At 58.7% G+C, this 12,474-nt stretch carries 12 protein-coding genes; 4 read left to right on the top strand and 8 right to left on the bottom strand.

Annotated elements, in window-relative coordinates:
- Positions 1 to 8 precede the first annotated feature (8 nt).
- A complete protein-coding gene (locus tag CFBP6623_RS26880; protein WP_046801886.1) occupies positions 9 to 257 on the bottom strand; it encodes a hypothetical protein in 249 nt (82 codons plus the stop codon).
- A 362-nt stretch (positions 258 to 619) separates the two neighbouring features.
- On the opposite strand from CFBP6623_RS26880, the gene CFBP6623_RS17805 reads away from it, so the two are divergent.
- The 4 genes from CFBP6623_RS17805 (at position 620) to CFBP6623_RS17790 (ending at position 5,025) form a co-directional block, all read left to right on the top strand.
- Complete coding sequence (locus CFBP6623_RS17805; RefSeq protein ID WP_046801887.1) at positions 620 to 1,126, top strand: oxidoreductase; 507 nt, start codon at positions 620 to 622, stop codon at positions 1,124 to 1,126.
- Between the two features lie 9 nt (positions 1,127 to 1,135).
- The gene (locus CFBP6623_RS17800) at positions 1,136 to 3,070 is read left to right on the top strand and encodes a putative bifunctional diguanylate cyclase/phosphodiesterase (RefSeq protein ID WP_046801888.1); all 1,935 of its coding nucleotides are present in this window, start codon (positions 1,136 to 1,138) and stop codon (positions 3,068 to 3,070) included.
- A gap of 162 nt (positions 3,071 to 3,232) precedes the next feature.
- Positions 3,233 to 3,928: an FkbM family methyltransferase gene (locus tag CFBP6623_RS17795; protein ID WP_046801889.1), complete on the top strand. Its 696-nt coding sequence runs from the start codon at positions 3,233 to 3,235 to the stop codon at positions 3,926 to 3,928.
- 260 nt (positions 3,929 to 4,188) lie between these two features.
- Positions 4,189 to 5,025 (top strand): alpha/beta fold hydrolase, encoded by an 837-nt coding sequence (locus tag CFBP6623_RS17790; protein ID WP_046801921.1) that lies wholly within the window; start codon positions 4,189 to 4,191, stop codon positions 5,023 to 5,025.
- A 54-nt stretch (positions 5,026 to 5,079) separates the two neighbouring features.
- Here CFBP6623_RS17790 and CFBP6623_RS17785 read toward each other — a convergent pair whose 3' ends face one another.
- The 7 genes from CFBP6623_RS17785 to CFBP6623_RS17750 form a co-directional block, all read right to left on the bottom strand.
- Complete coding sequence (locus CFBP6623_RS17785) at positions 5,080 to 6,462, bottom strand: FGGY-family carbohydrate kinase (RefSeq protein ID WP_046801890.1); 1,383 nt, start codon at positions 6,460 to 6,462, stop codon at positions 5,080 to 5,082.
- Positions 6,459 to 6,782, bottom strand: a complete 324-nt coding sequence (gene rhaM / locus CFBP6623_RS17780; RefSeq protein ID WP_046801891.1) for an L-rhamnose mutarotase — start codon at positions 6,780 to 6,782, stop codon at positions 6,459 to 6,461. Before rhaM ends, CFBP6623_RS17785 begins: the two co-directional genes overlap by 4 nt.
- Positions 6,783 to 6,785: 3 nt before the next feature.
- Positions 6,786 to 7,796 carry an ABC transporter permease gene (locus CFBP6623_RS17775; protein WP_046801892.1) on the bottom strand — a complete coding sequence of 337 codons (1,011 nt, stop codon included), beginning with the start codon at positions 7,794 to 7,796 and terminating at the stop codon, positions 6,786 to 6,788.
- A complete protein-coding gene (locus CFBP6623_RS17770) occupies positions 7,793 to 8,794 on the bottom strand; it encodes an ABC transporter permease (protein WP_080842821.1) in 1,002 nt (333 codons plus the stop codon). Before CFBP6623_RS17770 ends, CFBP6623_RS17775 begins: the two co-directional genes overlap by 4 nt.
- Before the next feature lie 13 nt (positions 8,795 to 8,807).
- Positions 8,808 to 10,343, bottom strand: coding sequence for a sugar ABC transporter ATP-binding protein (locus CFBP6623_RS17765; RefSeq protein WP_046801894.1), 1,536 nt, complete (start codon positions 10,341 to 10,343; stop codon positions 8,808 to 8,810).
- A gap of 220 nt (positions 10,344 to 10,563) precedes the next feature.
- A complete protein-coding gene (gene rhaS, locus CFBP6623_RS17755; protein WP_046801895.1) occupies positions 10,564 to 11,574 on the bottom strand; it encodes a rhamnose ABC transporter substrate-binding protein in 1,011 nt (336 codons plus the stop codon).
- 47 nt (positions 11,575 to 11,621) lie between these two features.
- Positions 11,622 to 12,452 (bottom strand): DeoR/GlpR family DNA-binding transcription regulator, encoded by an 831-nt coding sequence (locus tag CFBP6623_RS17750; RefSeq protein ID WP_052818884.1) that lies wholly within the window; start codon positions 12,450 to 12,452, stop codon positions 11,622 to 11,624.
- Positions 12,453 to 12,474: the final 22 nt, after the last annotated feature.

Here is a 12,474-nt window from a genome sequence, read left to right as displayed (position 1 = left end):
GGCTACCTTCATGATGCGGCCAATACGGCAGGTGCCGTCAGGCCCGGAGACGTGAACAGAATTTTCCTGGCCGGACGATATCCGGCATCGCGGCTTTCGCTGCGCGGAACTTGTGTATGGACATTTCCGGCGGGGATTCTGGAGTTGCCGGAAACGGAAACGACAGTCTTTATATTAAGTTCCGCGCGGTATGTTTCAACCGTCGGCTCCGGCAAAGACGATGATTTTTCTGTGACGTGGAACTTGTCTTTTGTCATTTATGTTTAGCATGCAAGCCGATGCCGGATTTTCGATCACAACCTCCGGTTCGCGCGAATCACACGTTTCTCTATGTGAGCAGGAAAGCTCCCGCCACAATTTGGCCTTCGTCCCGCCGGACGAATTTGATGAGACGGCATGAGTGGGGTTCGCTTGCGTCATAACAGTGCGCGAAACGTAAAAAAGTACAAATAAGACAGAAAAATTATCCAAAGGGTTTACTCAAAACCTAGAGAAAATACGGATAAAATCTCAGTGAGGATATAACATCCGTTCCTGATATATATTGCGGACGTCGGTTCCCTTGACCATTGCGGTTGGCGAAAACCTTCGACCTGAACGTTATCGATGGAGAAAAAGTATGAGTTTCGCCCGGGTACTTCTCAGTGCGTTCTTGTCGCTCGTGTGGCTTTCCTGTGCCCAAGCCGGGACGATTGCCAAACCGCAAGGCAAGCCGATATTAACCATATCTGGAAAGATCACCAATACGAACGCCGACGGTGCCGCGCAGTTCGATCGCGACATGCTGGAGGCGCTCGGCATGGTGACGGTGGAGACGACGACGCCATGGCACGATGGTCGCGTCCGTTTCGACGGTGTTTCGCTGGCAAAATTGATGGAGGTCGTCGGTGCGACAGGCACCAGCATCACGGCGGTCGCTCTCAATGATTATGTCAGCACGATACCGGTTGAGGATTTTAAGAAATTTAACGTTATTCTGGCGATCAAACTGGATGGCAACTACATGACGGTTCGAGAAAAGGGTCCGTTGTTCGTCATCTACCCCTATGACAGCGACCCGGAATTGCAGAAGCAGACCTATTATTCGCGGTCCGCGTGGCAAGTCGCCAAATTGATAGTGGAATAAAGGTGCCGTTTGCGAAAACTTGTGGCGGTGATCATCTGTTGCTTCGTCCTGGCAACGGGCTATATCGCTTTCGTCATTGCCGAGCGGCAAACCGCTCTGCAGAAGTTTGCCCGCTATAACGATTCGTGGGCTGTCAGCCAGACCGTGGCGGAATATCTTCGTCTTCAGAATAAGCTCGCCGTATTCGCGCTGAGCCCGGGCAAGCTCGACCGGGACGAACTGCAGCTGCGTCTGGACATCATGCTCAGCCGCCTGGAGCTTTTGAAGCAGGGTAATCTGGGGGCTTTCATCAATGAAAAACAGCAGTGGCGGGAACTCGTAGCCCAGCTTGACGCCGTTCTGGCGCGCCTGGAACAGCAGATGAACAGTCTGGAACCGGCGGATGTTCCGGATCTGCTCTCGTCCATGAGCGCGCTCGATGCGCCGATGACGACACTGGCCTCGTCATCAGTGGCCTATGATGTCAATCTCATCGATACGGCCCATGAGGATGTGCGCAAGCTGCACATCGTCTATACCGCGTTGGCGGGTGGCCTCATCCTGTGCGGCATCGCGCTGGTCATATTGCTGCTTCGTCAGAATGACCTGCTGAACCGGGCGCAGAAGAGCATGCGCGGCCTGACGGACGATCTGCGCGCCGCAACGCTGGAGCTGCAGGCGAAAAATGTGCGGCTGGAGCATGACGCCTATCACGACGCGCTGACGGGGTTGCCCAACCGGTCCCTGTTCCGCCAGGAACTGATCGAGAGGTTGCGCCGATCCTTTGGCGGCACAGGAACGACAGCGATCCTTCTGCTTGATCTCGACGGATTCAAGGACGTCAACGATACGCTTGGCCACGATGCGGGAGACGCGTTGCTCCAGGCTGTGGCGCAGCGGCTTTCGGCTATCGGCGGAGATTACGACATGGTGTGCCGGCTGGGCGGCGACGAATTCGCCGTGGTGTCCGATGATCTTAACGAGGACACGGCTCGCCGCCTTGCCTCCAAGCTCATCGACCAGATCAGTCGCACCTACCAGCTTGGCGAGCAGGAAGTCAAAATCGGCACCTGCATCGGCATCGCCATATCGCATGGCACAGTCGATGCGGATGAATTGTTCAAGCGCGCGGATCTGGCGCTTTATGAGGCGAAAGCCATCGGCCCGGGCCGGGCGAGTGTTTTCAAGGTCCGTATGCAGAAGCAGCTGACCGAAAAGAAATCCTTCGAGGCCGATCTGCAGACCGCACTGCAGAACGATGAGATGGAAGTCTATTACCAGCCGCAGGTGGCGACGCAGACACGCAAGCTCTGCGGTTTCGAAGCACTTCTGCGCTGGAAGCATCCTGTACGGGGGGATGTGCCGCCCAGCGTGTTCATTCCCGTTGCGGAACGAACCGGCCTTATTCATTCGCTCGGGAAATGGGTGATGGAGACAGCCTGCCGTGAGGCGATGGGCTGGGACGAGGACATGAAAGTGGCGGTCAATCTGTCGCCGGTTCAGTTTCACAGCACCAACCTCATCCAGAACGTCATGGGTGCTCTTCAAAAAAGCGGTCTGGAGCCGAGCCGGCTTGAGCTTGAGATCACCGAATCGATCCTGCTGAACAAGAGCGACCAGACGATCAATACGCTGACCCGGCTGAAGGATGTCGGCATCAAGATCGCCATGGATGATTTTGGCACAGGTTATTCCTCGCTCGCGAATTTGCGCGGCGTACCCTTCGACAAGATCAAGATCGACCGGTCCTTCCTGCGCGATATTACCAGCGATCGCGACGCGCTGGCGATCGTCGAATTTGTGGTCGGGGTGGGACGCAGTCTGCGGATGACCACGATTGCCGAAGGCATCGAGACGGAAGAGCAATATGAATGCGTCAGACGTTTGGGTTGCGATCAGGTGCAGGGTTATCTGATCAGCAGGCCGTTGCCGGCCAAGGAACTGGTGTTCTGGAGTTCCGTCTGAAATCCTCGTTTTCGCACCATCGCAAGCGTATCGAAATTTTAACCGGATGCATTGGTTCCTGCTAAAACCGATACCGGTTGCCGCACCGATGCTGTAGAGCATTCCCGGTCGATACGGGATCGTTCCGGTGAAACGACCGGGTTTTGCGAAAAGGCTTGAGACATGGAAATACTGGACGTGCATGGAGTTGCCCTGCCTCTTTCTTCCGATGAGGTATCGCCCGTCATCTGGCAGGCGCTCACCGACGGCAGCTATGAGGCGAAAGAGGCCCGCAGCGTCCTGAAAGCCATCAAGCCCGGCGACCGCGTGCTGGAACTGGGGTCCGGAATCGGCATCATCACCTCCATCATCGCCGGCATAGACGATGTTTCGGTGTGGGCTTTCGAGGCCAACCCTTCGACGGCGGCGCTGGCAGAGCGGGTGCTCAAGGCCAATTGCCGTGGCAATGTCGTGTTTTCGCAGGGGCTTCTCACCGCCGATGCGCCGAGCACCTATCCTTTCTATGTCCGCAAGGATCTCTGGATGTCCTCCATGGACGAAAATCAGGGGCCTTATGAACAGCGCATCGAAATCTCTTCCGAAAATATCGACGAGTTCATCGCCAGCCACGGCATTACTGCCCTCGTGATGGATATTGAAGGTGCCGAACGCGACCTGCTTGGCAGGGCCAAGCTTACCGGTGTAGAGCGGATATTCGTGGAGCTGCACGACCATCTTTATGGCCTCGCCGGGGTTCGCGACATCATGCAGGCGCTAACGGCCAAGGGCTATGCCTATGATCCGCGCGGTTCCCGCGGGCCCTGCGTGTTGTTCTCCAACGATGACAGCCCCAGGGAATACGATCCCGATGTGGACTGAAAATAAGGGTCGCCCAAGAGGTGATTGAATTCACGGAACCGTCTGCCTATCCTCTCGTTCTCACTGCAGAGTGAGGGCGCGGAGCGGTTCGATGCGTGTGCAGCCATGCGGATCGAAAAGATAATTTCATTAACAGCAATTCATTGCCAATTATTGTTGCAATTGTCGCAACCGTTGTCCTGCGTCATCATCCCTCCATCAAACCGGCGCACAACTGACGCCGCACCGGAAGATGCCAACGCAACCGAAGGAGAATGATCATGGGCTTTGTAAAGACGACAGACGGAACCGAAATCTTCTACAAGGACTGGGGCCCGAAGGATGCCCAGCCCATCATGTTTCATCACGGCTGGCCGCTCTCTTCCGATGACTGGGATGCGCAGATGCTGTTCTTTCTCTCCAAGGGTTTTCGCGTCGTCGCCCATGACCGTCGTGGCCATGGCCGGTCCGCCCAGGTTGCCGACGGTCACGACATGGATCACTACGCCGCCGACGCCTTTGCCGTCGTCGAGGCGCTCGATCTGAAGAACGCCGTACATATCGGCCACTCCACCGGCGGTGGCGAAGTGGCGCGTTATGTCGCCAAACATGGCGAACCCGCCGGCCGCGTTGCCAAGGCCGTGCTCGTTTCCGCTGTGCCGCCGCTGATGCTCAAGACCGCGGCCAACCCTGAAGGCCTGCCGATGGAGGTTTTTGACGGCTTCCGCTCGGCACTTGCCGCAAATCGCGCGCAATTCTTCCGCGATGTGCCGTCCGGCCCGTTCTACGGTTTCAACCGTGAGGGTGCGGCCGCTCAGGAAGGCGTGATCCAGAACTGGTGGCGGCAGGGCATGATGGGCGGCGCAAAGGCTCACTACGATGGCATCAAGGCTTTTTCGGAAACCGACCAGACCGAAGACCTGAAGGCGATCAGTGTTCCGACGCTGGTACTGCACGGCGAAGACGACCAGATCGTGCCGATTGCCGACTCCGCGCTGAAATCGGTAAAGCTGCTGAAAAAAGGCACGCTGAAGACCTATCCCGGTTTCTCGCACGGCATGCTGACCATCAATGCCGATGTGCTGAACGCCGATCTTCTGGCCTTCATCAAGGGCTGATCTTTGGGCGAAAGGGAATGCGGCTTCATTCGAGGCCGCGTTTCGTATTTTGGGTCAATCCAAACGCGCGAGCCAGTCGCTACGATATGAACCAAGCCCGGCAATGCTATCAGGAGCGAAATGACGCTCCCGGCCGGCAAGCGGCCTGGTACCGGTGAGGAGTGCGGCGCCCGCGCTGGTGCCCGTGGAACCGCCGACGGCGATCACCTCCGCATCGGCAAAACCCGCCAGCGCCTTGAGATAAAGCGCATTGCTGGCAAATGGGCCTTCAACCAGCACCGGGCCTTTTCGCCCGATCAGCGAAAGACTGAACTCCGTCATAAGCGCAAGATAAAGGGATGCTGCCGCGTGCCGTTCCGCGACCGTGGCATTGTCGTCATTGATCCAGTGCGCCGTTTTGCCGGGGAAGGGGCCGGAACCGCCGACGACGCTGGGCAAAAGCATCATGCCCTTGGCCAGCACACCACTAAGCGTGGCTTCGATCTCGTCGTCCGGCGCGGGCCCGAATTGCTGCGTCAGCATTTCATATTCCCTGCCGCCCATGAAACGGGAGGAAGGAACGGGGCGTCCGAGAGCATCGACATTCAACAGCGTGTCACGGGCGGGGTCCAGCGCATCCACTGTGCCGCCGATGGCGAAATTCACCACCCATGTACCGGTGGAAACGACCGAAAAATCGCCCTGCCGGCGCAACAGATGCGGCAGGAGGGATGCGTTGGAATCGTGGATGCCGCAATAGACGGACACATCCGGAGACAGACCGGCTTCCTGTGCCAGTGACGTGCGAACTGGCCCAAGCACATCGAAAGCGGAACGCACTGGCGCCATCAATTGCTCGATGCCGAGACGTTCGACCAGCGAGGAGAAGGTTTTCCGCCGAGGGTTCCAGAGGTCCGTGTGGCAACCAAGCGAAGTTGTTTCGGTGGCGTGAATGCCGGTCAGCCGCCCCGCCCAATATTGCGCATAGGTGACGATGCTGCGTACCCTGGCGAAGTCATCTGGAAAGGCCGCTTTCTGGAAATGGATTTGCGCGCCGAGGTTCAGCCCGGCGGGCAGTTGTGGCGAGCCGGTTTCTGAAAAATCGGGTCTGAGGCCAAGGTAGGCCTCCTGAATAGCGGCGGGATAGCTGTGCTCATAATCCAGCACCGGCATGGCAAGATCGCCGTTGCCATCGAGAAGGGCCGCTGCCGCGCCATGGGTGGTGATGGAAATCGCGTCGAAACCTGGCTCACGGCCAAATCGGCGAAGCGAGGCGAGAATGAAGCTCCAGAGCATTTCCACATCGTAATGCGGATAAATGCCGTCGCGAAGGACCGGGTTCGTCCGTCGGTCGCTGGCAATCTCTTCTCCAGTGCCGGTGTCGATAATGACGACCTTGGCATTGGTCTTGCCGATATCGATGACCGCGATGCGGCCGGGTATGATTGGATCGCTCATGGCAGATGGAACACCGGCACGAGGTCTTTCACGACTGGCGAATTGTCGGGATTGCTCTCCATGATATCGGCCATATGCGCCCACCATTTTTTCATCACGGGATTTTCGGACAAGGATGCCATGCCGTGGTTCTTCGGGCGTGTCAGCACGCCGAACAGAATGTTGGTTTCCGGGTCGAGATGGATGGAATAATCGCTCACACCCGCTTCATGCAGCAGCGCCACAAGTTCCGGCCATATCTCGTCATGGCGTTTTTTGTATTCCGCCTGCTTGCCGGGAAAGAGTTTCATCTTGAAGGCGTGTTTTTCGAATTCCGGCATGGCTCAGCCTCTCATGGCTCTAAGGCGACGAACGACGATAGGGATGGCGATGGTGATGATCAAAAGCAGGCCGACGAAAATCGACATGACGATACCAGGCACATTCAGCAGCCCGAGACCGAATGTGACGAGGCCCATGACGAAGGCGGCGATGACGACGCCGGCAATGGTGCCGGAGCCGCCGAGAATGGAGACGCCGCCCAGCACCACCATGGTCACCACCTCAAGCTCCCAGCCCTGAGCAATCGACGGGCGGGTGGAGCCGAGCCGCGAGGTGAGGCAGACGGCGGCGATGCCGCTCATCAGGCCGGTGAGCAGGAAGAGGATGAACTTCACGCGCTCGACGGGGATGCCGGAAAAACGGGCCGCGAAGGGATTGGTGCCGATGACATAGACCTGCCGGCCGAAATTGGTGGCATGCAGCAGAATGGCGAAGAGGACGGCCATGACGATGAACAGCACAAATTCGAAAGAGATGACGGAGATCACGTAACCCTGTCCGAAATAGGCGAAATCGGCCGGATATTTGCCATAGGCCTGATCACCCAGCACCATATAGGAGATGCCGCGAAACAGGCTCATCGTGCCGATGGTGACGACGATGGATGGCAGTTTCAGTCCCGCAACGAGAAAGCCGTTGAAAGCCCCGCACAAAACTCCGGTGCCGATGCCGATGGCGACGAGGCCGGGTGTGCCGACACCCATCTGCACCGCCGCACCCATGGCGGTGGAGGCGAGCGCGATGATGGCGGCGACGGACAGATCGATTTCACCGGCAATGATCAGAAGCGCCATGGCAAAGGCGATGATCGCCTTTTCGGTGAAGTTGAAGGTTGCGTCGGAGAGGTTCCAGGCATTGAGGAAATAGGGCGAGGCGAGCGAATTGGCGATGAAGATGAGGATCGCAACGCCAAGCAGCAACACTTCCCAGCTGGCCATGACCCGGCGCAGCGGCGTACCGAGCTTGTCGGGGATAACACGTGGGCTCTGTGCCGGTTGAGACATCGGGCTCATGCTGCGGCCTCCTTGGCCTGATCGGCTGCCGCCCGGTCACGCAGGATGATGCGGCCTTTTCGAGCTTCGGCGCGGGCGTTGAAAACGACGGCAAGCACGACCACCACGCCTGATATCGCCATCTGCGCGAAGGGTGAGATGCCGATGACGGGCAGGGCGTTCTTGATGACGCCGAGAAACAGCGCGCCGAGCACCGCCCCCGCCACCGAGCCGATGCCGCCGGCAATCGAGATGCCGCCGATCACATTGGCCGCCACGCTATCCAGTTCGAAACCGGCGGCGATATCTACATAGGCAACGGCATAACGCGAGACCCAGAGATAGCTGGCGAGCCCGGCAAGCGCCCCCGAGAGTACGAACGCGAAGAAGCGCGTTCGGCCGACGTCGATGCCCGCATAGACGGCAGCACCGGGATTGCCGCCTGACGCATAGGCCGAGCGACCGAAGGAGGTGCGGCTGAGCACCAGCCAGGCACCGGCGATGATGAGGATCGCCACCCATGAAAGAACCGGCATGCCGAGCACCACGGTGCGTGGGACATTGAGGAAAGTGGGCGAAAGCTGGTGCGCATTCACCCACCCGCCGCCCGAGAGCACGAAGGCCATGCCGCGATAGATGGTGAGTGTGCCGAGCGTGACGACGATGGGCGGAATGCCGAGCCACCACACCAGTACGCCGTTAAGCGAGCCGAGAAACGCACCGATGCCGACCGCCATGACGATCAGAAGCGGCAGCGGAATGCCAGGAAATGCGGCATTGGTCATCGCCACCGCCATGCCGGTGAAGGCGAGATTGGCGGCAACCGAAAGATCGATGGATTTGGTGAGAATGACCGCCATCTGGCCAAGCGCCAGAATGATGAGGATCGAGGTATCGTTGAAGATGTTAACCAGATTGGCCGGTCGGCTGAAACCGGGGGCGCGCAGCGCAAAACCGGCGATCATGATGATGATGATGCCTGCCAGCAGCCATTCGCGATTTTTGAGGAAACGTTGCATGGTTTTGCCCCTCTCAGGCGTTGCCGGTGGCGGCGCGCACCAGCTTTTCCGGAGAAAAATCGGCACGTTCGAACTGGCCCGCCATCAGGCCTTCACGCATGACGATGGCGCGGTCGGACATGCCGAGGATTTCGGGAAGTTCGGATGAAATCATGACGATGGAAAGCCCTTCGGCCGCAAGCTCGCTGATGAAGCCATGCACGGCGGCCTTGGAGCCGATATCGATGCCCTTGGTCGGCTCATCGAGAATGATGACCTTGGGCTGGGTGGCGAGCCACTTGCCGATCACCACCTTCTGCTGGTTGCCGCCCGAAAGCGTGCCGACTGGAACGGAGAGTGCAGCCGCCCGCAGATCGAGACGGGACGCATATTTGCGTGCCAGCGCGAATTCATTGGCGGCCGCCAGAAACCCCTTGCGCGAGGTGCGCGTGAGCGAAGGCAGCGACATGTTCTGATAGATCGGCATGTCCAGCGCCAGACCGTGGCGGCCACGCTCTTCCGGCACATAAACGATGCCGGCACGGATCGCGTCCTCAGGCGAACGGATGGTGAGCGGCTGGCCGTTCAGCGTCACTTCTCCCGAAGCCGGACGGGTGATGCCGAACAGCGACTGGCAGAGTTCGGAACGGCCGGCGCCGATCAACCCATAAAGGCCAAGAATTTCACCCTTGCGCAGTTCCAGCGAAATATCGCGGAATTCCGTCTGGTGCGAATAATCGCGGACCGACAAAACCGTTGGGCCCAGCGTGACGGGCTGCTTGGGGAAGGCGTTCGTCACGTCGCGGCCAACCATCAGGCGCACGATCTCGTCCTGTGGCGTGGCTGCCAGATTGCCGGCGCCAACCATCTTGCCGTCACGGAAAACAGCGTAGTTCTCGGCGATTTCATAGACTTCATCGAACTTGTGGCTGATGAAGAGGATCGCCTTGCCCTGCCGCTTGAGGTTTTCGACGATGCGGAAGAGATCATCGATCTCCTTGCGGGAAAGCGCGGCCGTCGGCTCGTCCATGATCACTATGCGTGCCTCGACCGACAACGCCCGGGCGATGGCCACGAGGTGACGCTGGGCAATGGACAGGTCTTTCAGCCGGATGGACGGATCGATGGTGCTTTCGAGCTGTTCCAGCAGAACTCTGGCGCGCGTATTGATTGTCTTCCAGTCGATCAGGCCGAAACGGCCTTTTGGCGCATGGCCGAGGAAGATGTTCTCGCCGACCGAAAGCTCGTCAAACAGCACGGTTTCCTGATGAATGGCGGTGACGCCGGCATCGATGGCGTCCTGCGCGCCGTGAAAGGTCACGGCCGTACCGTCCAGCAGGATTTCGCCTTCGTTCGGGCGGTAGATGCCGGTGAGGATTTTGACGAGCGTGGATTTGCCCGCGCCGTTCTCGCCGATCAGCGCGGTGACCTTGCCGGGGTAAAGCGCGATATCGACGCCATCCAGCGCCTTCACGCCGGGGAATATCTGGCTGATGCCGCGCATTTCGAGAATGGGCGTTGAATTTGAAGCGTCGGCAATGTCTAAAATTTTCGTTTCGATACGCATCATCCGTCTTACCGGTCAGTTTGATTGAAGCGACGAGGGGCACCCCCCTCTGCCCTGCCGGGCATCTCCCCCTCAAGGGGGGAGATCGATATGCGGCACCGTTGAGGCCATCACTAAAGTTGAGAGTGAGCGAGCGTTATCGTCCAGCTGATCTCCCCCCTTGAGGGGGAGATGCCCGGCAGGGCAGAGGGGGTAGCCTCCGCACCGCCGGATATTGCTCAGATCAGAAAATCTTCGAGAACTGATCAATATTCTTCGCGTCATAAACGAACGGATCGGCCATGGCCGCTTCGCTGTTTTCACCGACCTTGATCTTGCCCATGCGGCCGGCTTCGATTTCCGAGCCCGGCTTGCCGTCGGCTTCACCCTTCACAAGGCGGTAGGCGATCTGGGTGGCGGAGTAACCGAGGTCGATCGGGTTCCAGATGGCGAATTCCTTGGTGGCGCCGGACTTGATGGCGCCGGCCATTTCCGACGGCAGGCCAAGGCCGGTCACGAAGACTTGACCGATCTTGCCGGCATCCTTTACGGCCTGCGAAGCAGCGAGAACGCCAACCGTCGTCGGCGCGACGATGACCTTCACATTCGGCTGTGAAGTGAGCAGGCCCTGTGCTTCGCGATAGCTCTTGTCGGCAAGGTCGTCACCGTAAACTGTCGTGACGAGGTTGAGGCCGGGGAAGTCCTTCAGTTGCTTCTTCATCTCGTCGATCCAGATATTCTGGTTCGTGGAGGTGGTGGTGGCCGAAAGAATGGCGAAGTCACCCTTGCCGCCTTCCAGATGCGATGCGGCGAGCTGCAGGCACATCTTGCCGATCAGCGCGTTGGACGAAGGGTTGAGCTGGAGAATGCGGCCTTCAGGCGCGACGCCGGAATCCCAGGAAATGACCTTGATGCCGCGCTGCGCCGCCTTTTTCAGTGCCGGAACAACCGCGTCGGGGTCGTTGGCGGAGATTGCGATGGCGTCGACACCCTGCGCGATCAGCGAATTGATGACTTCGATCTGGCCTTCCGCCGTGGTGCTGGTCGGGCCGGTGTAGATGATCTCGACGCCGCCGAGATCCTTTGCGGCCTCTTGCGCACCCTTGTTGGCGGCTTCGAAAAAGCCGTTGCCGAGTGACTTGACCACCAGTGCGATCTTGACGTCTGCTGCCTCAGCAACGCTGCCAAGCCCCGCGACGGAGAGCGCCGCGCTGAGTGCCAAAACGCTGGTCAATGTTCTGCGTGTAAGTTTCATGTCCCTTTTCCTCCCATTTTGAACCTTGCTTTTCCCTCCAGCGCTCCTCAAGCGACTGAAGAAGAATTCTCCTCATCCGGCGGACCGGCGGTTTTTCCCGCCGCCACCGCGCCGGCAATCAGCAATTCGACGCCGGCATCTTCCACCATCCTTGCCGCCTCGTCCGAAATCCCGTCATCGGTGATGATGGTCGAGACGTTTTCGAGCGGGCATAAAATCAGGCTGGACCGTTTTCTGAATTTCGAGGAATCGACCATCACGATCAGTTCTTCCGCCTGCCGCATCAGCTTCTGTTCGCTCTGGATGACCAGCGCGTCGGATTCCATGATGCCAAGCGCGCCCACGCCCTGCGCGCCGAGAAAAATCCGCCGCGCATAAAAATTGCGGATCGCATCATTCTCGAAGGGCGACAGGATAAGGCTCTGGTCGCGATAGATCGCGCCGCCAGGCACGCTGACATTGCATTTGGAATGTTTGACCAAATGCTCGGCAATCGCGAAGGAATTGGTCATAACCTGCAGGCGGCGCGCCGCCATGTAATGCACCATCTGGAATGTCGTCGTGCCGCCATTCAGGATAATGGCATCGCCATCATTGCAGAGATCGACCGCCTTGCGCGCAATTGCGCGTTTCTTGTCGATATTGACCGATTCGGACACGCGGAATGGCCGTGCGGCCAGATTTCCGAGCTGCGGCGGATGCACCGCTTCCGCCCCGCCACGCACACGCCGCAACTTGCCCTGAACATGCAAAGACGCGATATCCCGGCGGATCGTCGCTTCCGACGCATCCGTGAGTTCAGCAATATCCTGCACCGTCACGACAGCTTTTTCCTGTGTGGCGCTCAAGATGATGCGATGGCGTTCGCGTTCGTGCATGGGGTCCTCCTGATTGTGATTA

The organism is Agrobacterium tumefaciens, from assembly GCF_005221385.1.
In the GTDB taxonomy this organism is placed as follows: domain Bacteria; phylum Pseudomonadota; class Alphaproteobacteria; order Rhizobiales; family Rhizobiaceae; genus Agrobacterium; species Agrobacterium tomkonis.
This window is presented reverse-complemented; position numbering and strand designations above follow the sequence as displayed.

Bases quoted from the DNA above. Each gene is read 5' to 3' on its own strand.
- CFBP6623_RS26880 (WP_046801886.1), bottom strand. From the start codon at position 257: ATGACAAAAGACAAGTTCCACGTCACAGAAAAATCATCGTCTTTGCCG.
- CFBP6623_RS17805 (WP_046801887.1), top strand. From the start codon at position 620: ATGAGTTTCGCCCGGGTACTTCTCAGTGCGTTCTTGTCGCTCGTGTGG.
- CFBP6623_RS17795 (WP_046801889.1), top strand. From the start codon at position 3,233: ATGGAAATACTGGACGTGCATGGAGTTGCCCTGCCTCTTTCTTCCGAT.
- CFBP6623_RS17790 (WP_046801921.1), top strand. From the start codon at position 4,189: ATGGGCTTTGTAAAGACGACAGACGGAACCGAAATCTTCTACAAGGAC.
- CFBP6623_RS17785 (WP_046801890.1), bottom strand. From the start codon at position 6,462: ATGAGCGATCCAATCATACCCGGCCGCATCGCGGTCATCGATATCGGC.
- rhaM (WP_046801891.1), bottom strand. From the start codon at position 6,782: ATGCCGGAATTCGAAAAACACGCCTTCAAGATGAAACTCTTTCCCGGC.
- CFBP6623_RS17775 (WP_046801892.1), bottom strand. From the start codon at position 7,796: ATGAGCCCGATGTCTCAACCGGCACAGAGCCCACGTGTTATCCCCGAC.
- CFBP6623_RS17770 (WP_080842821.1), bottom strand. From the start codon at position 8,794: ATGCAACGTTTCCTCAAAAATCGCGAATGGCTGCTGGCAGGCATCATC.
- CFBP6623_RS17765 (WP_046801894.1), bottom strand. From the start codon at position 10,343: ATGATGCGTATCGAAACGAAAATTTTAGACATTGCCGACGCTTCAAAT.
- rhaS (WP_046801895.1), bottom strand. From the start codon at position 11,574: ATGAAACTTACACGCAGAACATTGACCAGCGTTTTGGCACTCAGCGCG.
- CFBP6623_RS17750 (WP_052818884.1), bottom strand. From the start codon at position 12,452: ATGCACGAACGCGAACGCCATCGCATCATCTTGAGCGCCACACAGGAA.